Consider the following 23,461-nt stretch of genomic DNA (forward strand, 5'->3'; position numbering starts at 1 on the left):
TCGTCAAACACGCTTTGCTATTATTTTTTATAATAGCCTTTGCTATTTATTGTCTTTTATCTATACCTATAAGTATCGACATGGTGAGCGAATGGCATTCAAAAGCGTTTTTTTTGTTACCAGTCAGGAAAGCATGTCGGGTTCTATGTGGTGCTAACGGCCACATCCGGCGGTTCGGGAACAGGTCCAGTATTAACGTGACGTTGCAGGATAGTGTTGCACCGATATCGTCGGATTTCCCCTTATTGCAGGATATTTTTTACCGCTCTTTACCAACCCGGTCGTCCAGCCTAATCGCTGGTCTCATCTTCACGGTGGCGTAATGGCCACCCGTCCTGGTGTCTTTGCCAGCATCGTCACACTATCGGGAGATCGTGCCGACCTGGGCAAAACACTGTTTTGACACTCACCGTTGCAGGCCGACACCTGGCATAAATCGGGGCTGTCGGACAACCCTGCATGGGATAAAGGAGCAGGCTATGCGAGATATCAAAATACTATTGGAACGATGGGGCGGTTGGGCGGCGGCCAGTGGACACGGGCTGGGCTACTCTTCTGTCGCGGCGGGCTTCAGAGGCCTGGTCAGCGATCGTGGTCATCAACGACTGACTTGCAGTGATAACGACGGCCTGATACTCGACGGCTGTATTAGCCGGCTGATGAGCGTGAATAAAGAACAGCACACTATCCTCGTGGCACATTACCTCTATCAAATTTCACTCCGTTCGATTGCCCGTCGTCGTCGCTGTGCTGACGGGACTATCCGTAAGCAGATTCAGACGGCTGAGGGATTTGTTTCTGGTGTTCTCACCGCACTGGAGTGTGAACTGGAATGTGATTCGCTCTGCAAACTCGAATAGGACACTTCCGGGTAAAATCACTCAACAACGCAATTGAAAAAAGAATATTAAAAAAATCAGGAAAATTTATTGCGTACGCAAATTCTGTCTCAAACTATCACTATCCACCTTTAAATAACATTCTTAAGCGTCACTGTTATTTCTCTTTTGTGAAAAAACTTGCCATTTTATTGTTCGACGTGATGAACAAGGCTGGCAAAGCAGCCTTTTTTTATTGCCTGTCAGTGAGGTGAACTATGAGTAAAGTCATTCAGATTTTAATGTATGAAGAAGGATACCAGGAGAAACCTTACCGGGATACGGAGGGATATCCGACGGTAGGGTGCGGAATTAAGATCGGACCCAAAGGTGCGGCGCTCGATAATTATATTTTCAGCCTGCCGCGAACGGTCGCCGAAGTCTGGTTACAAGAGATGCTAAACAGCCAGATGAAGGATATTAACCGTCGTCCTTCGATTCTGGCTGCGCTGCGGCAGTGCAACACGCCGCGCGCCGATGTGTTGTACAGCATGGCCTACCAGCTGGGTGTTGACGGGCTGTCAGCGTTCAAAAACACCCTGTTGCTGATTGCTGCGGGGAATTTCAGCGGCGCAGCGGAAGCGATGCTGGCCAGCCTCTGGGCACGACAAACGCCGACACGCGCCCAGCGCCATGCTGACGTGATGCGCAGCGGAACCTATACGCAATATCAGGAGGTCCTGTGAAATTTACCCTGTTTGTTTCGCTGGTGGCTGTGACGTCACTGGCAATCTGGCTGTTAGTCCATTATGGGCGGGTGGCGGTAGTCAATCATGCGCGCCTGTTGTTTAAAACCTGGTCTGTCTGGCTGGCGTCAGGGGGGTCGGCACTGACCGCATGGGTGCAGTCTTTTCCCGATGCTGCGCTAACGGCATGGAGTTCGCTACCAGAGGATGTTAAGTCCTATCTGCCACACAATTTCCTGGGGATGACGGGCGCTTTTATGGTGGCAATGGCAGTGATGGCGCAGTTTATAAAACAGAAAAACCTGAGTAAACAGCGTGATACGTTGAATGGAGGCAAGGTATGAGTGCGCTGCTTTCACTACTCAGCAGTAGCTGGCATGGCCTGCTGGCGATCGTTGCCGTGGTTGGGGCCTTTTTCGCCGTCTGGTTCGGCGGTAAGCAGGTGGGCAAAAGCCAGCAGCGAGCGAAAGCCCAGGTCGCCGAGGCGCAGAAAAGTGCCGCGCAGATTGCCGTTGTGGCAAAAAAACAGGCAGATAACAGTGAGGAGGCAAAACGTGTACAAACGGCCAATGCTGTGCTTGATGATACTGACGCTCGTCGCAAGTTGCAGCAGTCACAATTCAACTCCGACGATAGCCAGTGAGTTAATTACTGACTCTTCCTGCATCCTCTTTTCACCTATTTACACGCACGGTCAGGATGCACAGTTAATGGATATCAGAACGGTCAGGCAAATAAATGCCCATAACGATCTCTGGGTATCATTGTGTGCAAGTAAAAAAAAGTAAACCTCGCCTTTATTATTTTATTTAGGAGGTGTTACGCAGTTTGTTATTTATTGTATCCCACTCAACCCCATTTATTAATCCTGAACAAGGCGGCTGACATCTGTGCGCTGCCCGGAGGTTATTATGATTGAAGTTAACTCTTTTGCTGAATTACGCACCACCGCGCCATCAAAATCAGGCGAAATTGCGCTGTTAAAACGTTATTACGATAAAGACTCCACCTTTCGTGGTGGTGGTACTTTTGCCGGTTTCGTGACAACGGCGCTGCCGGTGGATGACAGTGGCACCTATGCCGTCGGAACAGGATTTTTCTGGAAACGGGTGGTGAACAGCCAGGACGAGCTGAATATCTATCACTTTGGCGGCAAAGGTGACGGTATCACCGACGACAGCGGTGCCTTTAAGCTGATGCTGAACTGGGCACAGAATGTGAATACCAGCAGCAAGGATCTTGGCGTTCGTTTCCCGGGCGGTAAGTTTCTGATCAACCCGATTGATCTCTCCGCCAGCGAAATCCCGTTCTTTTATCTCTATGGTGACGACAACCCCCAGGGGGGAATGCCGCGTACTACCATTGTTTCCGATAAATCCACCAGCCCGGTGTTCAAAGTGAACGCACGGCGCACGGCGATTAAAGGTATTTGCTGGAACGGTCAGGCCTCGGCGGATATCTCCGCCAATAAGGGAGCGATCAGCGCTGAGATGTGTACCAACCAGCAGCCCTTCTTTGAAAATATTATGGTGGCAGGCCAGACGGTGCTGATCACCTGTTTCCGGGTACAGAATTCGGGGGGGACGGCGGTCAAGCTTCTGGATACGCTGGATACCAAGTTCGACCAGATTTACTCGATCAATACCTATGGGCGCGTCTTTGACGTCGGCTGGTCTGATACGGTGAAGGGCGTATGGGACCACTCCACGGCCATTGAGTTGTCGAATGCTAACTTCCAGAGCGGCTATGGTGACGCCACGCTAATGATGCCGCGCGTTGGCCAGGGGCTGATACGCAACGTCTGGATTGAGCACACCCGCTTCCCGGGGGATTTCAATAACGGGCAGTGGCTGGTGGATGCCCTGAGTCTGGAGGACTGCGCCAATCCGCTGAATATGGATAATGCCCGCGTGCAGATCCGCCAGCTCAATCTGCAATCCGGCGGCGCGGTCACCCTCACCCCCGCCGCCGGGCGCTGGTTGTCCGGCTATGAATCCGGCTGGCGTCGGGATGAAAGCTTCGGTACACAGATGACCGGCACTATGCGCGCGGGCTGGTACAGCGGCTATAAAATTACCAACATCTCTACCAGCGACAAATGGTACAAGCTGGGTAAAGTCTTTATGCCAAAAGATAACCAGCAATGGATCATTGAGATGATCGGTAAGTCGGCGAACGATGCGGTGACCGGGACGGCGGGAAGCCCTATCGGTGCCATGTCATCCGGCACCAGTTATCTGGCCATCTCTCGCTGCGCCACAGCGATTTACGGCGATATCCGGCATCATGGTTCTCCTGCGGTGCTGGATATCAAGTTCAACCGCATCGGCGTGACCACATCGGAGATTTGGGTCAAACTGAAAGCGGCCAGTGGCGATACTATGTTCAACCTGAAATCCACCGGACCGACGCGCTTTGAATCCGGTGAGTGCTCGCTGTTTACGCCGGACCTGAGTGAAGTCACTGATGCCACGACGATAGGCACCGTCTCTCCGGCGGCACGTATGAGCCTGCATAACGGGCTGGCGGGCGTGGGGGCGAATGAAAAAGGCGTGCTGACGGTGGCGACAGCGATCGCAACAGCGCCTGCCACCACCACGGTTGCCGGTTATATCACTGTGAACGTCAATGGGACCGACAGAAAAATTGCGTATTATTAATCAACAGCTTAAGGCCGGGGAAATCCGGCCTTTTTTTGTCGTTTTCGCGGCTGTTAAAAAATGGTTATGAACTTTCTCCACCTCGTCCGGTCACAAAAAGGGTAGGCTTCTTTTAACGATGAAAGGAAATATCCATGAGTGATAACGAAAGCAAAACGCAGACTGACCACTTACGTGACGTGACTTCGCAGCTAAAAGAAATGCGCCATTATGCTCAGAGTAATACTGAAACGCTGTCAACACAGTGGCTGGCGTTCGATCAGGGGGAGCACAAAGACACAGGCTTTGCAGAGAAAATTAATCAGTTACTGACTCAGCAAGGTAGCCTGCTGGATGAGCTGGATACCACCATCCAGGATTTTGAAATCGAAGCGAACCGCATCGAAAACGAAGCATAATGCAAAAAAGCCGGCCTTTTCAGGTCGGCCCTTTATTCTCATCTGGTCTGACAGCATCACGTCCTCGCCAAACCCGTAGTTACAAGATAAATTCCGGACGGACCTGATTTCTACCGCTGCTCTTGGCGATATAGAGCTGCTCATCGGCTTTGGTAATCGATTCGTCCAGACTGTTGACGTTATTGATATTGAGCGCGCTGATACCGATGCTGGCCGTCACGCTGAGATCGTTGCCGTCAAGCAGGATCTGGTTCTCTTCAATACTGTGACGCAGACGGTTGGCTAACAGAAAAGCGCGCGGCTGTGAAATCCCTTCTATTAATACCAGAAATTCCTCGCCCCCCATCCTGCACACCAGCGCTGACGCGGGCAATCCCTGACGAATACACTCCACCGTTTTTGCCAGCACATAATCGCCGCTGGCATGGCCGTAGGTATCATTAATGTTCTTGAAGCGGTCGATATCAATGACAAATACCGCACCAAAAAAGCCCTGTGGGCGGTTACGCGGGGTGACCAGTGTTTCCAGTTTGGAGGCGAGACCGCTGCGTGTCAGCGCGCCGGTCAGGAAATCATAGTCGGCACGCTTGGTAATCCGCGCCACCAGTTTACGGTTTGAGGCGGTACTCAGTGCCACAATCAGTGGGCTGATCAACATCGCTGCCACGCCCAGGCGCGCGGATGACAAACTGTCAATACGGAACAGGTCGTCTTTGCCCTGAATATTCAGCACGTTTCCCGCAACCAGAATAATTTCGCTAATACCGGTAAACAGCGTCAGGAAACAGGTAATAAACAGCGGATAGCTGATCGCACACCACAACAACGCCGGTAATGGGAACAGTAAACTGCCGCCGCCACCGACCCAAATGCCGGTTACCGTGGTGAGCACCAGCGCCAGTATCGGTAGCACGCTGCTGTCGCGCAGGGCAGTAACCAGATGTACCAGTTCATCGCGTCTCGGCAGGCTGATCACCAACGGTAATAGCAGAATCGATGTCGACATCTGTTCGGAGAACCAGGAGAACCAGGCTTTAAACAGCTCATCTTCGAAGTAGCGCTCGCTGACGATGGCGCCGACCAGCGCACAGGCTGCGGCACCCAGCAGTGAAGCAGGAAACACATGCAACAGCGCCTGCAAGCGGCGGGGATGTCCGCGCGTGAAAAAAGGGTTACTCAGCAACACCCAGCGGGCGGTGGCGATAAAAAGAATATTAGCGATATCCAGACCGACGGCAATCCTCACCTGGGTACCATAAAGGATATCGGCACTGAGCATACCGAAATAGAGCACGACCAGGGTGCTGGGTTTGTCCAGTGATGGGAAGCGGATCAGCAGCCCCAGAAGAATGGCGTTACCCGGCCAGAACAGTGACAGTGAGGCTAAATTGCGCGATTCCAGGCCGATTGTGGATAGCAGCATGGCAAGGGCAAATAAGATGATGGCCCTGTTGAGGTTATATTTATAATTTGGCATCGTTAGGCTCAGGACGGTTAAAACGGGTCACTCTCGAGACGGTCGAGTTTACTGGCTGGCTGCAGTTAGATAACAGATCGACATCAGGGGATTGGCGCGAAATGACGCGCCCACAACATACGTGACAACCCGGATGAAAGCAATTCCTTAAGACTATTCCTGGTATTGCTATTAGCAGAATGGCGCAAGCACGATCTGACTATCACTTGCGCTACTCAATCAGTTAAGTATTTTTAATCTGTTTCCCGGCCAGCGCCGTTATGTGATGCCACATATAGCGCAAAACCCAGCAGCGATCGAATAAAAAAATACACAGTCAGGCGGTTTGGGAAAAATCCTGGTGATGCTAACTCACTGAGCTAAATCATAAAAGAAACTGACTATCCTGAGTGTTGCGCTATCCGCAGGGAGGCCAGCCCGCTGAAATAAGGGTAATGAATGGACTTGAGGAGCCCGGCAGGAAGGCGGTTTGCGGCGGGGGGGGATGAACCGTAACGCGAGGCAGGAGGGGGAGAAGTGTTTCAGCCATTGACAAAACAATGTGCGGACTCAGGGGCTTAGTGGTTCCATAACGCAGTGCTAACCTTTATTATCCTCCCCAATTGTTTACTGCCATAAGAAAGACGGATGTCATGTATCAACCTGTCGCCTTATTTATAGGCCTGCGCTATATGCGCGGGCGTGGTTCAGATCGCTTCGGGCGGTTTGTTTCCTGGCTTTCCGCTATCGGCATTACGCTGGGTGTGATGGCGCTGGTTACCGTGCTGTCGGTGATGAACGGCCTTGAGCACGAGCTGGAAAAAAATACCCTTGGCCTGATGCCGCAAGCGTTGATCACCAGCGACACCGGGTCGATCAATCCGCAACAACTGCCCGCCAGTAGCCTGCACCTCTCCGGGGTCAGTCGCGTCACCTCGCTGACGACCGGGGAAGTGGTGATGCAGAGTGCGCGCAGCGTTGGCGTTGGCGTGATGCTGGGCATTAATCCCGATGAAGCCGATCCGTTAACGCCGTATCTGGTGAGCGTACGCCAGCAGCAGCTGGAATCAGGCAAGTACAATGTGATCATCGGTGAACAACTGGCAGGGCAGCTTGGCGTAAAACGTGGCGATCAAGTGCGTCTGATGGTGCCTTCAGCCAGCCAGTTCACCCCGATGGGGCGTATTCCCAGTCAGCGTCTGTTTACTATTATTGGCACCTTTGCCTCGAACAGCGATGTCGACGGTTATCAGATTCTGGTCAACCAGCAGGATGCCTCGCGTCTGATGCGTTACCCGGCCGGCAATATCACGGGCTGGCGTTTATGGCTGGACAAACCGTTACAGGTGGATAGCGTCAGCCAGCAAATCCTGCCGAAAGGGCTGGTGTGGAAAGACTGGCGTGAGCGCAAAGGCGAACTGTTCCAGGCAGTGAAGATGGAAAAAAACATGATGGGCCTGCTGCTCAGCCTGATTGTCGCCGTCGCTGCATTCAATATTGTCACCTCGCTGGGCTTGCTGATTATGGAGAAGCAGGGTGAAGTCGCGATCCTGCAAACGCAGGGGCTGAAACGCCGTCAGATTGTGGCGGTGTTTATGGTGCAGGGTGCAACGGCCGGTATTGTCGGTGCGTTACTCGGCGCACTGCTCGGCGTGCTGCTCGCCAGCCAGTTAAATAACCTGATGCCGGTGATTGGTGCCTTCCTTGATGGCGCCGCCTTACCGGTTGAAATTTCCCTGACTCAGGTTGCCACCATTACCCTGACGGCGATTGTCGTGGCGCTGTTGTCAACGCTTTACCCTTCCTGGCGCGCGGCCGCCGTTCAACCCGCTGAGGCTTTACGTTATGAGTAACAAGATCCTGTTGCAGTGCGACAACCTGTGCAAACGCTATCAGGAAGGCAGCGTGCAGACCGATGTCCTGCGCAACGTTACCTTTAGCGTAGAACCGGGTGAAATGATGGCGATTGTTGGCAGCTCAGGTTCGGGGAAAAGTACCCTGATGCACCTGATGGGCGGGCTGGATACGCCAACCTCCGGGGAGGTGGTGTTTGACGGGAAGTCGCTGAACAGCATGTCCTCGGTCGCTAAGGCCGAATTGCGTAACCGCGAACTGGGTTTTATCTATCAGTTTCACCATCTGCTGCCCGATTTCAGTGCGCTGGAAAATGTCGCGATGCCGCTACTGATTGGTCAGACCGCCAAAGCCGAAGCTCAGCAGAGAGCGGTCGACATGCTGAAAGCCGTCGGGCTGGATCACCGTGCTGCACACCGTCCGTCAGAGTTGTCCGGTGGTGAGCGTCAGCGTGTAGCCATCGCGCGTGCGCTGGTCAACAACCCTCGCCTGGTGCTGGCCGATGAACCGACCGGTAACCTCGATGCGCGTAACACCGATGCCATCTTTGACCTGCTCAACGAGCTGAATCAACGCCAGGGCACGGCTTTTCTGGTCGTCACCCACGATCTGCATCTGGCGAAACGTATGCGTCGTCAGATGGAAATGCGCGACGGGCAGCTCAGTGACCAGGTCAAACGGGCAGGTAGCTTCTGATGGCGGGCTCTCTCTCTCTTCTGCTCGGCCTGCGCTTCAGCCGTGGTCGTCGGCGCGGAGGCATGGTCTCGCTGATTTCCGTGATCTCAACGGTCGGCATTGCGCTGGGCGTGGCGGTGCTGATCGTCGGGCTAAGCGCGATGAATGGCTTTGAACGTGAACTGAATAACCGCATTCTGGCCGTCGTGCCGCACGGTGAAATTGAGCCGGTCAACCAGCCGTTCACCGGCTGGCAGGGGCTGGTGCCGAAAATGGAACAGATCCCAGGTATTGCGGCGGCAGCACCTTATATTAATTTCACCGGGTTGATCGAAAGCGGCAGCAAGTTGCAGGCCGTACAGGTGAAGGGCGTTGACCCGCAGCAGGAGAGCCGCCTCAGTGCGCTGCCCTCCTATGTGCAGGGGGATGCCTGGCAGAACTTTGGCGCGGGCAAGCAACAGATCCTGCTGGGGCAGGGCGTCGCCAACAGCCTTAAGGTAAAACAGGGCGACTGGCTGACGATTATGATCCCGAACAGCGATGCCGGGCACAAACTGTTGCAGCCCAAGCGCGTGCGCCTGCAAGTGAGCGGTATCTTAAAGTTAAGCGGGATGCTCGATCACAGTCTGGCGCTGGTGCCGTTAGCGGATGCGCAGCAGTTGCTGGGCATGGGGGACAGTGTTACCGGCATCGCCATCAAAGCCACTGATCCGTTCAATGCGGTCAGCCTTGTCCGTCAGGCGGGCGAAGTCACCCACGCGTATGTGTACATTCGCAGTTGGGTAGGCACTTACGGTTATATGTACCGTGATATCCAGATGATCCGCGCGATTATGTATCTGGCGATGGTGCTGGTGATTGGCGTGGCCTGTTTCAATATCGTCTCCACCCTGGTGATGGCGGTGAAAGATAAAAGCAGCGACATTGCCGTACTGCGCACCCTGGGGGCGAAAGACGGCCTGATCCGCGCTATCTTTGTCTGGTATGGCCTGCTTGCCGGACTGGTGGGCAGCGTGAGCGGCGTGGTGGTGGGGGTGCTGGCTGCGTTCAATCTGACACCGATCATTCATGGGATTGAAGCGCTGACCGGTTACCATTTCCTTTCCGGGGATATCTACTTTATTGATTTCCTGCCGTCAGAGCTGCACTGGCGTGATGTCGGGATTGTCCTGGTCACGTCGCTGTTACTCAGTCTGCTGGCAAGCTGGTATCCGGCGCGCCGGGCCAGCCGTATCGATCCGGCACGGGTACTGAGTGGGCAGTAAAAACACGAGGGCATTGAGGGCGGTCTCTCACTCTCAGGATGCGGATTTTCCTGGGGTGGATATCACGTTTATCGGCACACTCTCAGTGCACCCGGGTTAATCACCCGTTATTATCAGGGACAGGTTCCGCACCGTACGGTGCGCCATTCCTGCATATTAAGGATTAGAGGATTTGATGATGCGCACACCCCGTCGCCGCCTCAGGCTGGCACGCTACAAGAAGACCCGACGCCAGGTTCACCAGCGTTTTCGTCAGCGCATTTTCGAACGTGACCGCAATATCGAAATTGCCCGTCATCCGCTGCCGCGTGTGGTGGTGCTGACCGGGGCCGGGATTTCCGCTGAGTCCGGCATCCGGACTTTCCGCGCAGCCGATGGCCTGTGGGAAGAGCACAAAGTGGAGGATGTCGCCACGCCGGAAGGTTTTGCCCGCGACCCTCAGCGGGTACAGGATTTCTACAATGCCCGCAGGCGTCAGCTGCAGCAGGATGATATCCAGCCCAATGCGGCGCATCTGGCGCTGGCTGAACTGGAAGCCGCACTGGGTGACCATTTTCTGCTGGTGACACAGAATATCGACAACCTGCATGAGCGCGCCGGAAACCGTAACGTTATCCATATGCACGGTGAGCTGTTAAAAGTGCGTTGCTCCGGTAGTGGTCAGATCCTGCAATGGACGGATGATGTGAAACCCGACGATCGCTGCCATTGCTGTCAGTTCCCGTCCGTATTGCGCCCACACGTGGTGTGGTTTGGCGAAATGCCGTTGCAGATGGATGAAATTTACCAGGCGCTGGCGCAGGCCGATTATTTTGTGGCGATTGGCACCTCCGGGCACGTTTATCCGGCGGCAGGCTTCGTCCATGAAGCGCGTTTGCAGGGGGCTCATACCGTGGAGCTGAACCTGGAACCGAGCCAGGTGGGCAGCGAGTTTGAAGAAAAAGAGTACGGACTGGCCAGCGAAGTGGTCCCGGAATGGGTTCATGACCTGCTGAAAAACATCGCTGTACCGGTGCTGACCGGTGCCGATGCGCCTTCAGCGTTTGGCCAGCGAGAAGACCAGGTGGGCGATAACTCCGCCGACTAATCCCCAAAACGCGGCACCCACGCCAAGCAGGGTGAGGCCCGAGGCGGTGATCAGAAAAGTGATCACCGCTGCATCTCGCTGTTTCTCATCGCTTAATGCCCGTTGCAGACTCCCGGCGATGGTGCCCAGCAGTGCCAGCCCGGCAATCGTGTGGATCAGTGCCAGCGGCAACGCAGTAAACAGGCCGCTAATCGCCCCACCAAACACCCCTGCCAGTAAATAAAACACCCCGGCAGCGGCAGCGGCCCAGTAACGGCGCTGCGGATCGCTGTGCACCTCCGGTCCCATGCAAATCGCGGCCGTAATCGCGGCAATACACACGGTAAAGCCACCGAAAGGGGCCAGCAGTAGTGCCACCAGCCCGGTCCAGGCGATCAGCGGTGACACCGGAAGCGTATAGCCGTGTGCTTTGAGGGTGGCGATACCGGGTGCATTCTGTGATGCCATCGTGACCACAAAAAACGGTACGCCAATGCCCAGCAGCGTTTCGAGCGTAAAGTGCGGCATGATAAATTCCGGCATCACCAGGCTCTGCGTCTGCGTAGCATGAATATTGCCCTGGAGTGCCGCCATGCCTAACCCGGCCAGCAACGTGAGAATAATGGCATAGCGCGGCAGCAGACGGCGTGACAGCAGATAGACCAGGCACATGGTGCCGCTCAGGGCGAAGTTAACCTGGATCGCGGCAAATGCATCCACGCCAAACCGCAGTAAAATTCCTGCCAGCATCGCGGCAGAGATCGCCTGCGGTATGGCATTCATCAGGCGGGCAAACAGTCCGGTAATGCCGCAAAGAAAGATCAGCGCCGAGGCGAAGACAAATACGCCAACGGCCTCATTGAGTGATGTGCCGGGCAGACTGGTCACCAACAATGCCGCGCCGGGTGTTGACCAGGCGGTGAGTACCGGCGTGCGATACCACAGTGAGAGGCCGAGCGTGGTGAGGCCCATCGCCAGCCCAAGCATGGTCAGCCAGCCGCCCGTTTGAGACGCGGTGGCCCCGGCGGCCGCTGCGGCCTGGAAAATAATCGCCGCAGAGCTGGTGTAGCCGACGAGCACGGCAACAAATCCGGCGACGATGGCAGGAAACGTCAGGTGACTTAATGTAAGCGGTGGGCGCATAGCGAGTGTCCTGGCAGAGGCAGACCAATGTGCGTTATAACGTACAAGGTAGCATCGTGCGTTATAGCGCACAAGGCGTTATACTCGTTTCATGCTTACAGGAGATCACAACGTGGACAGTCTGCAACACCATCTGGCGCAAACCCTGAAGACCCAGCGTAGCGCACGTGGCTGGAGTCTGACCCAGGCCGCGGATGCCACGGGCGTGAGTAAAGCGATGCTTGGGCAAATCGAACGCGCGGAATCCAGCCCGACCGTGGCAACGCTGTGGAAAATCGCAACGGGTTTTAACTTGCCATTCTCTGCCTTTATCGATCCGCCAGCCGTTGACAGTGCGGCACGGCACCAACGTCAGCAGGGCTACACTGCCTTTGACAGTACGATGCAGGTGTTCCCGCTGTTTCCTTTCGATGCCGCCCTGAATTTTGAAATGCTGGTGATTGAGCTGGCCTCCGGGGCATCCAGTGCATCCGACGCCCATGAACGCGGTGTGGTCGAACATGTCATTGTCATCGAGGGCGAGCTTGAGTTACAGGTTGATGGTCAGTGGCAGCGCCTTTCCGCGGGGGATGGGGTGCGTTTTCACGCTGACTGCGCCCATGCTTACCGCAATCCGGGCACGGAGCCGGTGCGTTTTCATGATCTCATCCATTATCCGCAACGTTAATGCTGCGCCAGCGTACTAAACTGACCTGAAACAATATTTAACATTGTTCCGCTATCCATAATAAGCACTGGCATCCAAAGGGAAGACAGATGAATAACTTACTTGATCGCTTCTTAAACTATGTGTCTTTTGATACGCAATCTAAAGGTAACGTTCGTCAGGTTCCCAGTACTGAAGGGCAGCTTCGCCTGGCGCAAAGATTGTGTGATGAGTTACGTGCGCTGGGACTGAGCGATGTGTCCTGCAGCCCACGCGGTATTGTGATGGCCACGCTGCCGTCAAACGTAAGCTGGCCGACGCCGGTCATCGGTTTTATTTCCCATATGGATACGTCCCCGGATTTCACTGCGAAAAATGTTAACCCGCAGGTGATTGAGAATTATCGCGGTGGTGATATTGCCCTGGGAATTGGCGATGAAATTTTGTCGCCGGTGATGTTTCCGGTACTGCATGAGCTGACCGGGCATACGCTGATCACCACGGACGGTAAAACGCTGCTGGGCGCAGATGATAAAGCCGGAATTGCCGAGATTATGACGGCGCTGGCCCATCTCACCTCCGGAGAAGTGGCGCACGGCGAGGTGCGCGTTGCTTTTACTCCCGATGAAGAAATTGGCCGGGGTATCCAGCACTTTGATGTTGCCGCCTTTGCCGCCGACTGGGCTTATACCGTCGATGGCGGGGGGATGGGGGAGTTTGAATATGAAAACTTCAATGCGGCTTCGGTTACGGTAAAAATTACTGGCAATAACGTCCATCCGGGAACGGCAAAAGGCGTGATGGTCAATGCGCTGGATGTGGCGATGCGTTTCCATCGTGAAGTGCCGGAAGATCAGGTGCCGGAAAAGACGTCCGGTTACGAAGGTTTTTACCATCTGCATGGTATCAAAGGCAGTGTGGACCGCGCCGAGTTGCACTACATCGTGCGCGATTTTGCCCGCAGCGGCTTTGACGAGCGTAAACAACGGCTGGCAGCTATCGCCCACCGTTTAGAGAAAACGCTGCCTGCCCCTGCGGCGATTGAGCTGGTGGTTGAAGACAGTTACTACAATATGCGTGAACAGGTTGAAGCGTGCCCGCAAAGTATCGAGCTGGCCCTTCAGGCGATGCGCGATTGTGACATCACCCCGCATGTGAAACCGATTCGCGGCGGCACGGACGGTGCGCAACTGTCGTTTATGGGTTTACCTTGCCCGAATCTGTTTACCGGGGGGTATAACTATCACGGCAGGCATGAATTTGCCTCGCTCGATAATATGGAGCAGGCGGTAAGGGTGATCACCCGGATTGCTGCACTCACCGCAGAGCAGGCCAAACCCGCAGGCTGACGGGCATTGGATTCGTCAGGGGGGCCCACTCATTTTTTGTTGCTGACAGTTTGGCTTCAGGTCTGAGGCCAGTTTGAGCACGCCGGATCGGCAAAATCCGCATCCCTGCGGGCCTCGGCACGCGGCGTCCCTGCCGCGTGACGTCCGGCTTACCTCAAACTGGCCCCATCCCCTCAGAACGGTTGCTCGCTGTAGGTTTTAAAACCACCCCGAAACAGAAGGTCGACTACTACGGTTTTTTTGGGGCCCCAGAGAGCGACCCTTTTTCCGGTCGTCTCTGACGTAACCTCACTCGCGACAGGCTTCAGGCTGTGATGTTTTGACATCCGGCAGCAGCGTTAACAGCCCGCACAGCGCCATCCCGGCACCGATCCACAGCGGGGCGCTCAGGCCGAAGCCATATTCAATACTCAGCCCGCCCAGCAACGATCCCAGCATCAGCCCGAACGTCACCATCGACGTATGCAGCGTATTCACCAACTGGCGATTACCGGCCGCACCCATCACGCGGGTCACCATCGCCGGGTTCATTGTTACCCCGAACAGACCCACGCCGACAACGCAGGCTATCGCCACCGACGGTAGCTGAATAAAGCTGGCAAACAGGGCGAAAAAGCCCACCAGCGCCAGTAAACCGCAGGCAATGACCGGCAACGCATAGCGCCCGGCCAGACGCCCCACAACCGCATTCCCCAGCACGGTCGCCATGCCATACACCAGCAGTAACCCGGTGACCTGGCCGCTGCTAAAGCCGGTTTGCGCACTCAGGATCGGCGTAAAGTAGCTGAAGCCCGCAAAGGTCGCGCCAATAATCAGCAGACTGGTGGAATAAGCACGCCACAGCGTCGGATTTTTCAGTGCCCGCAGCTCTTCTTTCAGATTAATGTCATCCGGAGCCAGCGTGGAGGGCAACGTTTTGTGCGTCAGCCACAGCGCCAGCAGCGTAATCACCACCACCGACCAGAAGCTGACGCGCCAGCCCGCCAGGTTACCGATAAAACTGGCCAGCGGCAGGCCAATCACCGTACCGATCATCAGTCCACCCAGCACCACGGTAATCGCCGCCGGGATCTGCTGCTCGGGCACCAGCTTCACGCCGGTACTGACCGCACAGCCAATATAGGCCCCGGCCACGGCACCGGTAAGAATGCGCGCAATCACCAGCGGCAGATAGCTGCCCGCCACCGCCCCCAGCGCCTGACTGGCAATAAACAGCGTCAGCAGGATCAACAGACTGCGGCGCGGCGGGTGTTTCAGCAGCAACAGGGCGAGCAGCGGGCCGCCAATCGCCATCGCCAGCGCATACACGGTGATCAGATAGCCGGTCATCGGCAGGGTGATATGCAGGTCGGTGGTCATAATATTCATCAGTGCGGCAACCTGAAACTCACTGGTTACCAGCGCAAAAACACCAAAGCCGAGCGTATACACGGCAACGGGAAGACGGGAGGGAGACGACGACATAACGTTTCCTGAAAAGAGATAAGTGAATACGAGTGTAGAGCCTGAGGCCGCTGCGTCCAGCTAGCCTTTAGTAGAGGGGGGAGGGCAGATAGTTCATTTCAAGCGCCCGGCGAATCGCATGTTTCCCATTACTGACGCCCAGTTTCCGCGTGGCATTGGCGATATGAAACTTCACGGTACTGAGCTGAATCCCCAGGATGATAGCGATCTCTCCGTAGGTTTTACCCCGGCTGCTCCACAGCAACACCTCCTGCTCACGCGGCGAGAGCACCGGGCTGTTTTCGCGCCGCAGGTGGGTTTTTTCATGCAGCAGGATCAACAGCATCTGCAAATCCGCCAGCCGGGAAATCACGTCGTGGGAAAACGTCAGGTTGTCGTGGCGGCGTATCACGCTCAGCAGTGACATCTGTTGCTGCTCGTCGTGAACCGCAAAGGTAAATCCCTTCACCCGCTGGCACTGGCTGCCTGCATCGCATAGCCCGGCGTTGGGGCGCGTGCAATCCTGCCAGTTAAAGGGTGAGATGCGCTGCCGGGCGGCCAGCGCCACCGGATCTTTCAGATAGCGGCGGCGATCGCGATAGTCGCTGATCCACTCCTCTGAATGACTGGAAAGCACCAGCGCCTCTTCCGGGGCACGCTTATTCTGGCGCATATAAAGAAAATCCACCGCTCCCAGCTCTGCCAGTTTCTGGCTCAATACGGCCCCGGCCTGCACGATCTCGCTTTCGTTATCCACGCTGTATCCTTCTGGCTGACTCTGACGTTGCCTATCCTGACACACTCCCCGCACTTTTTAAAAACCTTCATCTGGCGTTAACCGCACTGTCACACAACATCTTCAATGTAACTGCCATCAGTAGCAGGGACCTTAACGCAAATAACCCCGCTAACCGGCTTTGTTCTGTGGAGATTTTTTTATGCTCAACTTATCCAGACATCCGACCACTTTATATCAGGCCATTGCGGCGCAACTGGAGGATGAACTGCGCAGCCGTTACCGCTGTGGCGAGTACCTGCCGTCTGAGAAACAGCTGGCGGCGCACTATGCCGTTAACCGCCATACCCTGCGCCGTGCGGTGGATGAACTGGTGGATAAAGGGTTGGTACAGCGCCGTCAGGGGGTGGGGATACTGGTGCTGATGCGGCCCTATAACTACCCGCTCCATGCCCAGGCACGCTTCAGTCAGAACCTGATGGAACAGGGAAGCCATCCCACCAGTGAACGCCTGCTGGCGGTGCTGCGCCCCTGCAATGCCGAAGTGGCCGCCGCGCTGGCCTGCAACGAAGGCGACACGGTGATCCATCTGCGCACCCTGCGCCGGGTCAACGGCGTGCCGGTCTGCGTGATCAACCATTATCTGCCCGACCTGACGTGGTGGCCGCACTTGCAACAGTTCAGCAGTGGCTCACTGCACGATTTTCTCCGTCAGCAACTGACTACCGGGCTGACGCGTAAACAGACACGCATTACCGCCCGCCGCGCGCAGGCGAAAGAGAGCGGTCTGCTTGAAGTTTCCCTGCATGCGCCGCTGCTGTGCGTACGCACCCTGAATACCTGTACCGACAACGGCCGGATGGCGGAATACTCCGTCAGCCTGACGCGTGCCGATATGATTGAACTGACGCTGGAGCACTAAATGGAAGCACATAAGGCACGTCAGCACTGGCTTTCCGTGCTGGCTCATAGCCAGCCGCAACAGTTGCTGGCGCATTGCCCCGCCGATCTCCCCACCGACTACCAACTGTTGCGCGCACCGGAAACCGGATTGACCCGTTTGCAGGCGCGAATGGGCGGTACCGGTCGTCGCTTTATTCTTGGGGATACCACCGTGACACGCGCCGTGGTGCGCCTGGCCAACGGACTCTGTGGTTACAGCTACATTCTCGGGCGCGACAAAGCCCACGCCGAACGCTGTGCGCTGCTGGATGCTCTGTTGCAGGGTGACAGCTCACCGCATTTATATCAGCAGATTATCGCACCGCTGGCGGCCTTGCGTGCAGAGCAGCTGGCGCTGCGTTCGCGCGAAGTGGCCAGCAGCCGGGTCGACTTCTTTACCCTTGTTCGCGGAGATAACGCATGACCTTACTGGCCAGTTTTAGCCATCCCGTTGCTGATGCTCAGCGCGCCTTCCGCCGTATTCTCAAGGCGATGAGTGAACCGGGCGTGATGGTATCGCTGCCGACGCTGCCCGCCTGGGGCAACGCCTCCTGTGCCGCAACGGCGGTCATGATGACGCTGGTGGATCGCGAAACGCCTCTGTGGATTGACGAAGCGCTGCGCGATGATGCCCTGCTCAGCAATCTGCGGTTCCACACCGGTGCACCGATCACCGACAGCACAGATGCCCCGTTTGCCCTGCTGCATGCCAAATCCGGCACCAGCATCGACAGTTTCTCCCCCGGCGATAATGTGTCACCGGAGAAAAGCAGCACGCTGATTATTGACGTACCGGCCCTGAGCGGCGGCCTGACACTGCGCCTGCGCGGCCCGGGTTTGCAGGAGCGCCGCGCCATTGCTCCGCAGCTGCCAGAAAGCGTGCTGAGTTACCTGCGCGATCGCCGCCACCGCTTCCCGCAGGGCATTGACCTGATCTTCACCTGTGGTGAAAACATGATGGCGCTGCCGCGCACTACTGACGTGGAGGTCTGCTGATGTATGTCGCGGTGAAAGGGGGCGAGAAGGCGATAGCCGCCGCCCATCAGCTTCAGGAGCGTTTGCGCCGTGGTGCGGATGACCAGCCGGAACTCACCTGCACACAGATTGACCAGCAGCTTGGCCTGGCCGTTGACCGCGTGATGACCGAAGGCGGTATTCACGACCGTGAGCTGGCGGCGCTGGCCATTAAGCAGGCGAGTGGCGACCTGGTCGAAGCGATTTTTCTGCTGCGTGCCTACCGCACCACGCTGCCACGGCTGGCCGACAGCCTGCCGCTGGACAGCGGTGCGATGCGCGTTGAGCGCCGTATCTCTGCGGTCTACAAAGATCTGCCCGGCGGACAGCTGCTGGGGCCAACCTATGATTACACCCATCGTCTGCTGGATTTCACCCTGCTGGCCGAAGGCAAAGCGCCCGTGACACCGCGTGCGGAACAGCCACTGGCAGCAGAATGCCCGCATATGTTTGACCTGATGACGCGCGAAGGGCTGGCGCTGCGCGAAGAGGACGATGGCAGCGAGCCGCTGGATATCACCCGCGATGCGCCATCTTATCCGATGCCGCGTTCAGCGCGTTTGCAACAGCTGGTACGCGGTGACGAAGGGTTTCTGCTGGCGCTGGGCTACTCCACGCAGCGCGGTTACGGGCGCACCCATCCCTTTGCCGGGGAAATTCGTACCGGATCGGTCACTGTTGAGATTATCCCGGAAGAGCTGGGTTTTGCGCTGGAGATTGGCGAAGTGATGCTGACCGAGTGTGAAATGGTGAACGGTTTCACCACCCCGGCGGACGATGCGCCGCACTTTACCCGGGGCTACGGGCTGGTCTTTGGTCGTGCGGAACGCAAAGCGATGGCGATGGCGCTGGTGGACCGTGCGCTGCAAACCGATGAACACGGCGAACGCATTACCAGCCCGGCGCAGGACGAAGAGTTTGTGCTATCGCATGCGGATAACGTTGAAGCGGCGGGGTTTGTCTCTCACCTGAAACTCCCGCATTACGTCGATTTCCAGGCTGAACTGGAACTGCTGAAACGCCTGCGGGCGGAATACCAGGAGAAGCAGCGTGACTGAACTAAGCGGTTATAACCCCGGTTATCTGGATGAACAGAGTAAACGTACGATCCGCCGTGCCATCCTTAAAGCGGTGGCGATCCCCGGTTATCAGGTGCCGTTTGGCGGACGTGAGATGCCGATGCCCTATGGCTGGGGCACTGGCGGTATTCAGCTCACCGCCAGCGTGATTGGCGAACATGACGTGCTGAAAGTGATCGATCAGGGCGCTGACGATACCACCAACGCCGTCTCTATCCGCCGCTTCTTCCAGCGCGTCAGCGGTGCCGCCACCACGGAACGCACCGTTGACGCCACACTGATCCAGACGCGTCACCGCATTCCTGAAACGCCGCTGACGGAAGATCAGATCCTGATTTATCAGGTGCCGATCCCGGAGCCGCTGCGCTTTATCGAGCCACGTGAAACGGAAACCCGCACCATGCACGCGCTGGAGGAGTACGGCATCATGCAGGTCAAACTGTATGAAGATATCGCCCGTTACGGTCATATCGCCACCACCTATGCCTATCCGGTCAAGGTCAACGATCGCTATGTGATGGACCCGTCACCGATCCCGAAATTCGACAACCCGAAGATGGATATGATGCCCGCGCTCCAGCTGTTTGGTGCAGGACGCGAGAAGCGTATCTACGCGCTGCCGCCCTATACCAAAGTGGAAAGCCTCGATTTTGACGACCATCCTTTTACCGTACAGCAGTGGGATGAACCCTGCGCGCTATGCGGTTCACGCGACAGCTATCTGGATGAAGTGGTGCTGGACGATCAGGGTTCGCGCCTGTTTGTCTGCTCCGATACCGACTACTGCCATCAGCAACAAGAGAATCCATCATGACGCGCGAAACACCGCTGCTGGCGGTCAATCAGTTAACGCATCTCTATGCGCCGGGCAAAGGGTTCAGTGACGTCTCCTTTGAGCTCTTTCCGGGAGAAGTACTGGGAATTGTCGGGGAATCGGGTTCCGGTAAAACCACGCTGCTGAAGTCGATTTCGGCCCGGCTGGCACCGCAGCAGGGTGAGATTATTTATCAGGGCCAGGATCTCTATGCCCTGAGCGAAAGCGAACGCCGCCGTCTGCTGCGCACCGAATGGGGCGTGGTACATCAGTATCCGATGGATGGCCTGCGGGCGCAGGTTTCTGCCGGGGGCAATATCGGTGAACGCCTGATGGCGGTCGGGCAGCGTAACTATGGGCAGATCCGCGAAACCGCCGGGAAGTGGTTACAGGATGTGGAGATCCCGCTGTCGCGCATCGACGACCTGCCGGGTACGTTCTCCGGCGGCATGCAGCAGCGTCTGCAAATCGCCCGTAATCTGGTGACGCATCCGACGCTGGTGTTTATGGATGAACCCACCGGCGGGTTGGATGTGTCGGTGCAGGCGCGACTCCTGGATCTGCTGCGCAGTCTGGTCCGCGATCTGAATCTGGCGGTGGTGATTGTCACCCACGACCTCGGTGTGGCGCGTCTGCTGGCACACCGTCTGCTGGTGATGAAAGAGGGGAAAGTGGTGGAGAGTGGCCTGACCGACCGGGTGCTGGATGATCCGCATCATCCGTATACCCAGCTGCTGGTCTCATCCATTGTTTAAATACTCCTACGGGAATCATTATGAATCTGAAACTGCGTGTCGAAAATCTGTCAAAAACCTTTGTGATGCACAATCAGCAGGGGGCAGAACTGCCGGTGTTACGTAACGCCTCCTTACAGGTGGCTGCCGGGGAGTGCGTGGTGCTGCACGGTCATTCGGGCAGCGGTAAATCCACGCTGCTGCGTTCGCTGTATGCGAACTATCTGCCGGATAGCGGGCATATCTGGGTGGATCATCAGCAGCAGTGGGTTGACCTGGTCAGCGCCCCGGCGCGCCAGATCCTCAGCATTCGCCGCGATACGCTTGGCTGGGTCAGCCAGTTTTTGCGCGTCATCCCGCGGATTTCCACGCTGGAGGTGGTGATGCAGCCGCTGCTGGAGCGTGGTGTGTCGCGATCCCAGAGCGAAGAGCGTGCCAAAGCATTGCTGGGCCGCCTTAACGTGCCGTCGCGCCTGTGGGCACTGGCACCGTCGACGTTTTCCGGCGGTGAGCAGCAGCGCGTCAATATTGCGCGCGGGTTTATTGCCGACTCGCCGATCCTGTTGTTGGATGAGCCGACCGCCTCACTCGATACCGCCAACAGCGCTGCCGTGGTGGCGCTGATTGAAGAGGCGCGCCAGCGCGGCGCGGCGATTGTCGGCATTTTTCATGATAACGCGGTGCGCGATCGCATCGCTGACCGTCTGCATGTGATGCAACCTGTTGCTCTGGAGCACGCCGAATGATCATCAATAACGTCAAACTGATCCTGGAAAATGAAGTGGTCGAGGGATCGCTGGCCTGTGAAAATGGCGTGATCCGCGCCTTCTCTGACACACAAAGCCAGCTTCCGGCAGCGATTGACGGCGAGGGCGGCTGGCTGATGCCCGGCATGGTCGAGCTGCATACCGACAATCTGGATAAGTTTTTTACCCCGCGCCCGAAGGTGGACTGGCCTGCGCACTCCGCCATGAGCAGCCATGATGCGCTGATTGTCGCCAGCGGCATTACCACGGTACTGGATGCGATTGGCGTGGGTGATGTGCGCGATGGCGGCCACCGCATGGAGAATCTGAATAAGATGATCGATGCGATTCGCCATGCGCAGAAGCATGGCCTGAACCGTGCCGAACATCGTCTGCACCTGCGCTGTGAACTGCCTCATGACTCAACGCTGCCGCTGTTTGAACAACTGATGTGTAACCCGGCACTGTCGCTGGTGTCACTGATGGATCACTCACCGGGGCAGCGCCAGTATGTGTCGCTGGCGGCATGGCGCACCTATTTTGGCGGCAAATATCAACTCAGCGATCGGCAGCTTGATGAGTACGAGGCCGATCAGCTACGCCTGGCGGCCCGCTGGTCCACGCCGAACCGTGAGGCGATTTCTGCCTGGTGTCGTCAGTATCACATTCCGCTGGCCAGCCACGATGACGCCACCTATGAACACGTGGTTGAATCGAAAGGGGTAGGCAGCGTTATCGCTGAGTTCCCGACCACCGAAGAGGCCGCACGCGCCTCGCGTGAAATGGGCTTACAGATACTGATGGGTGCGCCGAATATTGTGCGTGGCGGCTCGCACTCCGGCAACGTGGCGGCCAGCGAGCTGGCACAGCTGGGGCTGCTGGATATTCTCTCGTCGGATTACTATCCCGCCAGCCTGCTGGATGCGGCATTCCGTCTTGCCGCCGATGAACGTCACAGCATGACGCTGCCTTCGGCCATTGCGTTAGTAACGCGTAACCCGGCCCGCTCCATCGGCCTTGACGATCGCGGTGTGATTGATGAAGGCACGCGGGCCGATCTGGTGCTGGTGCGCGCGCACCGCGATCAGGTCTATGTATCGTCGGTGTGGGCGCAGGGCAGGAAGGTCTTCTGATGGGGCGGCTGATCTGGCTGATGGGCCCTTCCGGCTCAGGCAAAGACAGCCTGCTGCTGGCACTGCGCGAATGTGCCCCGGAGCGAGTGATTGTGGCGCATCGCTATATCACCCGCAGTGCCAGCGCCGGGGGCGAAAACCATATCGCCCTCAGCGAGCATGAGTTTCGCAGGCGGCGTGAATACGGTCTGTTTGCCCTCGACTGGCAGGCGCATCAGTTTTACTACGGGCTGGGTATTGAGATCGATCAGTGGCTGGCAAGTGGGCTGGATGTGGTGGTGAACGGTTCACGGCTGCATCTGGCGGCTGCCCGTCAGCGTTACGGTGAACGGCTGTTGCCGGTGTGTTTGCAGGTGTCGGCGGAGATCCTCGCCGGGCGACTGCGCCAGCGCGGTCGCGAGGATGAAGCCGCCATTGAACAGCGGTTGCAGCGTGCGGCAGAGCCGGTGGCGGCAGGGTGTATGACGTTAAGTAATGATGGGCCATTGAGTGAGACGTTACAGGGTTTTTCGGCGTTGTTAGCACAGCCCCGTTGACGGCGGGCGGGTCATGACCCGCCCCTACGCAACACCCACTGACCTGCGCATTCTCTAGGGGCGAGGCATGCCTCGCCCAATGTCCCGCGTCAGCAACATTGACGTTCCGGAAAATTCCTGACTTAATTCCCCCTCCAGGGGGAGCCAGGCAACTGGCTGAGAAATCGTAAAAGATTCAGCGCGATGACCCTTAACACCTGATCCGGAT

Annotated in this window: 25 protein-coding genes; 21 read left to right on the forward strand and 4 right to left on the reverse strand. The window is 56.8% G+C overall.

The window, feature by feature from the left end:
* Positions 1-479 precede the first annotated feature (479 nt).
* The 6 genes from WH277_RS14530 to WH277_RS14555 all read left to right on the forward strand — a co-directional run bounded on the left by WH277_RS14530 (position 480) and on the right by WH277_RS14555 (position 4,622).
* Positions 480-860: an antiterminator Q family protein gene (locus WH277_RS14530; protein WP_133842912.1), complete on the forward strand. Its 381-nt coding sequence runs from the start codon at positions 480-482 to the stop codon at positions 858-860.
* A gap of 236 nt (positions 861-1,096) precedes the next feature.
* Positions 1,097-1,564: a glycoside hydrolase family protein gene (locus WH277_RS14535; RefSeq protein ID WP_133842914.1), complete on the forward strand. Its 468-nt coding sequence runs from the start codon at positions 1,097-1,099 to the stop codon at positions 1,562-1,564.
* Positions 1,565-1,584: 20 nt separating this feature from the next.
* A complete protein-coding gene (locus WH277_RS14540; RefSeq protein ID WP_227536363.1) occupies positions 1,585-1,908 on the forward strand; it encodes a DUF7940 domain-containing protein in 324 nt (107 codons plus the stop codon).
* Positions 1,905-2,207, forward strand: coding sequence for a hypothetical protein (locus WH277_RS14545; RefSeq protein ID WP_205945542.1), 303 nt, complete (start codon positions 1,905-1,907; stop codon positions 2,205-2,207). The genes WH277_RS14540 and WH277_RS14545 overlap by 4 nt, the downstream gene beginning before the upstream one ends.
* A gap of 268 nt (positions 2,208-2,475) precedes the next feature.
* Positions 2,476-4,224, forward strand: coding sequence for an amylovoran biosynthesis protein AmsF (locus WH277_RS14550; RefSeq protein WP_339505825.1), 1,749 nt, complete (start codon positions 2,476-2,478; stop codon positions 4,222-4,224).
* 134 nt (positions 4,225-4,358) lie between these two features.
* Complete coding sequence (locus WH277_RS14555; protein WP_133842920.1) at positions 4,359-4,622, forward strand: hypothetical protein; 264 nt, start codon at positions 4,359-4,361, stop codon at positions 4,620-4,622.
* Positions 4,623-4,701: 79 nt separating this feature from the next.
* Here the strand turns inward: WH277_RS14555 and WH277_RS14560 are convergent, their stop codons facing one another.
* Entirely contained in the window at positions 4,702-6,099 is a 1,398-nt protein-coding gene (locus tag WH277_RS14560) for a GGDEF domain-containing protein (RefSeq protein ID WP_133842922.1), read from the reverse strand.
* 632 nt (positions 6,100-6,731) lie between these two features.
* Between WH277_RS14560 and lolC the strand changes: the two genes are divergently transcribed.
* The 4 genes from lolC (at position 6,732) to cobB (ending at position 10,959) form a co-directional block, all read left to right on the forward strand.
* The gene (gene lolC / locus WH277_RS14565) at positions 6,732-7,931 is read left to right on the forward strand and encodes a lipoprotein-releasing ABC transporter permease subunit LolC (RefSeq protein WP_159337063.1); all 1,200 of its coding nucleotides are present in this window, start codon (positions 6,732-6,734) and stop codon (positions 7,929-7,931) included.
* On the forward strand, positions 7,924-8,628 hold the full coding sequence (lolD, locus tag WH277_RS14570; RefSeq protein ID WP_339505826.1) for a lipoprotein-releasing ABC transporter ATP-binding protein LolD: 705 nt from the start codon (positions 7,924-7,926) through the stop codon (positions 8,626-8,628). The genes lolC and lolD overlap by 8 nt, the downstream gene beginning before the upstream one ends.
* Positions 8,628-9,872: a lipoprotein-releasing ABC transporter permease subunit LolE gene (gene lolE / locus WH277_RS14575; protein ID WP_133842928.1), complete on the forward strand. Its 1,245-nt coding sequence runs from the start codon at positions 8,628-8,630 to the stop codon at positions 9,870-9,872. Before lolD ends, lolE begins: the two co-directional genes overlap by 1 nt.
* 178 nt (positions 9,873-10,050) lie before the next feature.
* Positions 10,051-10,959 carry a Sir2 family NAD+-dependent deacetylase gene (gene cobB / locus WH277_RS14580; RefSeq protein WP_133843465.1) on the forward strand — a complete coding sequence of 303 codons (909 nt, stop codon included), beginning with the start codon at positions 10,051-10,053 and terminating at the stop codon, positions 10,957-10,959.
* Here the strand turns inward: cobB and WH277_RS14585 are convergent.
* Positions 10,909-12,081, reverse strand: a complete 1,173-nt coding sequence (locus WH277_RS14585) for a benzoate/H(+) symporter BenE family transporter (protein WP_159337062.1) — start codon at positions 12,079-12,081, stop codon at positions 10,909-10,911. The genes cobB and WH277_RS14585 overlap by 51 nt on opposite strands.
* A 91-nt stretch (positions 12,082-12,172) precedes the next feature.
* On the opposite strand from WH277_RS14585, the gene WH277_RS14590 reads away from it, so the two are divergent.
* Complete coding sequence (locus WH277_RS14590) at positions 12,173-12,748, forward strand: helix-turn-helix domain-containing protein (protein WP_133842932.1); 576 nt, start codon at positions 12,173-12,175, stop codon at positions 12,746-12,748.
* 89 nt (positions 12,749-12,837) lie between these two features.
* Positions 12,838-14,076, forward strand: a complete 1,239-nt coding sequence (gene pepT / locus WH277_RS14595; RefSeq protein WP_159337061.1) for a peptidase T — start codon at positions 12,838-12,840, stop codon at positions 14,074-14,076.
* A gap of 288 nt (positions 14,077-14,364) precedes the next feature.
* On the opposite strand, the gene WH277_RS14600 is transcribed toward pepT, so the two are convergent.
* Both WH277_RS14600 and WH277_RS14605 read right to left on the reverse strand, forming a co-directional pair.
* Positions 14,365-15,540, reverse strand: coding sequence for an MFS transporter (locus WH277_RS14600; RefSeq protein ID WP_133842936.1), 1,176 nt, complete (start codon positions 15,538-15,540; stop codon positions 14,365-14,367).
* Positions 15,541-15,607: 67 nt separating this feature from the next.
* Complete coding sequence (locus WH277_RS14605; protein WP_339505827.1) at positions 15,608-16,276, reverse strand: helix-turn-helix transcriptional regulator; 669 nt, start codon at positions 16,274-16,276, stop codon at positions 15,608-15,610.
* 181 nt (positions 16,277-16,457) lie between these two features.
* Here WH277_RS14605 and phnF point away from each other — a divergent pair, with 181 nt between their 5' ends.
* Genes phnF through phnN form a run of 9 tightly spaced genes read left to right on the forward strand, consistent with a single transcriptional unit; the run spans position 16,458 to position 23,253 of the window.
* On the forward strand, positions 16,458-17,177 hold the full coding sequence (gene phnF / locus WH277_RS14610; protein ID WP_133842940.1) for a phosphonate metabolism transcriptional regulator PhnF: 720 nt from the start codon (positions 16,458-16,460) through the stop codon (positions 17,175-17,177).
* Complete coding sequence (gene phnG / locus WH277_RS14615; protein WP_339505828.1) at positions 17,178-17,621, forward strand: phosphonate C-P lyase system protein PhnG; 444 nt, start codon at positions 17,178-17,180, stop codon at positions 17,619-17,621. It begins immediately after the preceding gene.
* Entirely contained in the window at positions 17,618-18,193 is a 576-nt protein-coding gene (phnH, locus tag WH277_RS14620; RefSeq protein ID WP_133842944.1) for a phosphonate C-P lyase system protein PhnH, read from the forward strand. Before phnG ends, phnH begins: the two co-directional genes overlap by 4 nt.
* A complete protein-coding gene (locus WH277_RS14625; protein ID WP_171149417.1) occupies positions 18,193-19,269 on the forward strand; it encodes a carbon-phosphorus lyase complex subunit PhnI in 1,077 nt (358 codons plus the stop codon). The genes phnH and WH277_RS14625 overlap by 1 nt, the downstream gene beginning before the upstream one ends.
* Positions 19,262-20,104, forward strand: coding sequence for an alpha-D-ribose 1-methylphosphonate 5-phosphate C-P-lyase PhnJ (locus WH277_RS14630; RefSeq protein WP_133842949.1), 843 nt, complete (start codon positions 19,262-19,264; stop codon positions 20,102-20,104). The genes WH277_RS14625 and WH277_RS14630 overlap by 8 nt, the downstream gene beginning before the upstream one ends.
* Positions 20,101-20,859 carry a phosphonate C-P lyase system protein PhnK gene (gene phnK, locus WH277_RS14635; RefSeq protein ID WP_133842951.1) on the forward strand — a complete coding sequence of 253 codons (759 nt, stop codon included), beginning with the start codon at positions 20,101-20,103 and terminating at the stop codon, positions 20,857-20,859. Before WH277_RS14630 ends, phnK begins: the two co-directional genes overlap by 4 nt.
* Before the next feature lie 20 nt (positions 20,860-20,879).
* Complete coding sequence (gene phnL, locus WH277_RS14640) at positions 20,880-21,584, forward strand: phosphonate C-P lyase system protein PhnL (RefSeq protein WP_159337058.1); 705 nt, start codon at positions 20,880-20,882, stop codon at positions 21,582-21,584.
* Positions 21,581-22,717: an alpha-D-ribose 1-methylphosphonate 5-triphosphate diphosphatase gene (gene phnM, locus WH277_RS14645; RefSeq protein WP_339505829.1), complete on the forward strand. Its 1,137-nt coding sequence runs from the start codon at positions 21,581-21,583 to the stop codon at positions 22,715-22,717. The genes phnL and phnM overlap by 4 nt, the downstream gene beginning before the upstream one ends.
* Positions 22,717-23,253: a ribose 1,5-bisphosphokinase gene (phnN, locus tag WH277_RS14650; RefSeq protein ID WP_339505830.1), complete on the forward strand. Its 537-nt coding sequence runs from the start codon at positions 22,717-22,719 to the stop codon at positions 23,251-23,253. The genes phnM and phnN overlap by 1 nt, the downstream gene beginning before the upstream one ends.
* The last annotated feature ends 208 nt before the right edge of the window (positions 23,254-23,461 follow it).

This window comes from Erwinia sp. MYb416 (genome assembly GCF_037479575.1).
Lineage (GTDB): Bacteria > Pseudomonadota > Gammaproteobacteria > Enterobacterales > Enterobacteriaceae > Erwinia > Erwinia rhapontici.

Coding starts and splice junctions, on each gene's coding strand:
- WH277_RS14530 (WP_133842912.1), top strand. CDS start 480: ATGCGAGATATCAAAATACTATTGGAACGATGGGGCGGTTGGGCGGCG.
- WH277_RS14535 (WP_133842914.1), top strand. CDS start 1,097: ATGAGTAAAGTCATTCAGATTTTAATGTATGAAGAAGGATACCAGGAG.
- WH277_RS14545 (WP_205945542.1), top strand. CDS start 1,905: ATGAGTGCGCTGCTTTCACTACTCAGCAGTAGCTGGCATGGCCTGCTG.
- WH277_RS14550 (WP_339505825.1), top strand. CDS start 2,476: ATGATTGAAGTTAACTCTTTTGCTGAATTACGCACCACCGCGCCATCA.
- WH277_RS14555 (WP_133842920.1), top strand. CDS start 4,359: ATGAGTGATAACGAAAGCAAAACGCAGACTGACCACTTACGTGACGTG.
- WH277_RS14560 (WP_133842922.1), bottom strand. CDS start 6,099: ATGCCAAATTATAAATATAACCTCAACAGGGCCATCATCTTATTTGCC.
- lolC (WP_159337063.1), top strand. CDS start 6,732: ATGTATCAACCTGTCGCCTTATTTATAGGCCTGCGCTATATGCGCGGG.
- lolD (WP_339505826.1), top strand. CDS start 7,924: ATGAGTAACAAGATCCTGTTGCAGTGCGACAACCTGTGCAAACGCTAT.
- lolE (WP_133842928.1), top strand. CDS start 8,628: ATGGCGGGCTCTCTCTCTCTTCTGCTCGGCCTGCGCTTCAGCCGTGGT.
- cobB (WP_133843465.1), top strand. CDS start 10,051: ATGCGCACACCCCGTCGCCGCCTCAGGCTGGCACGCTACAAGAAGACC.
- WH277_RS14585 (WP_159337062.1), bottom strand. CDS start 12,081: ATGCGCCCACCGCTTACATTAAGTCACCTGACGTTTCCTGCCATCGTC.
- WH277_RS14590 (WP_133842932.1), top strand. CDS start 12,173: ATGCTTACAGGAGATCACAACGTGGACAGTCTGCAACACCATCTGGCG.
- pepT (WP_159337061.1), top strand. CDS start 12,838: ATGAATAACTTACTTGATCGCTTCTTAAACTATGTGTCTTTTGATACG.
- WH277_RS14600 (WP_133842936.1), bottom strand. CDS start 15,540: ATGTCGTCGTCTCCCTCCCGTCTTCCCGTTGCCGTGTATACGCTCGGC.
- phnF (WP_133842940.1), top strand. CDS start 16,458: ATGCTCAACTTATCCAGACATCCGACCACTTTATATCAGGCCATTGCG.
- phnG (WP_339505828.1), top strand. CDS start 17,178: ATGGAAGCACATAAGGCACGTCAGCACTGGCTTTCCGTGCTGGCTCAT.
- phnH (WP_133842944.1), top strand. CDS start 17,618: ATGACCTTACTGGCCAGTTTTAGCCATCCCGTTGCTGATGCTCAGCGC.
- WH277_RS14625 (WP_171149417.1), top strand. CDS start 18,193: ATGTATGTCGCGGTGAAAGGGGGCGAGAAGGCGATAGCCGCCGCCCAT.
- phnK (WP_133842951.1), top strand. CDS start 20,101: ATGACGCGCGAAACACCGCTGCTGGCGGTCAATCAGTTAACGCATCTC.
- phnL (WP_159337058.1), top strand. CDS start 20,880: ATGAATCTGAAACTGCGTGTCGAAAATCTGTCAAAAACCTTTGTGATG.
- phnM (WP_339505829.1), top strand. CDS start 21,581: ATGATCATCAATAACGTCAAACTGATCCTGGAAAATGAAGTGGTCGAG.
- phnN (WP_339505830.1), top strand. CDS start 22,717: ATGGGGCGGCTGATCTGGCTGATGGGCCCTTCCGGCTCAGGCAAAGAC.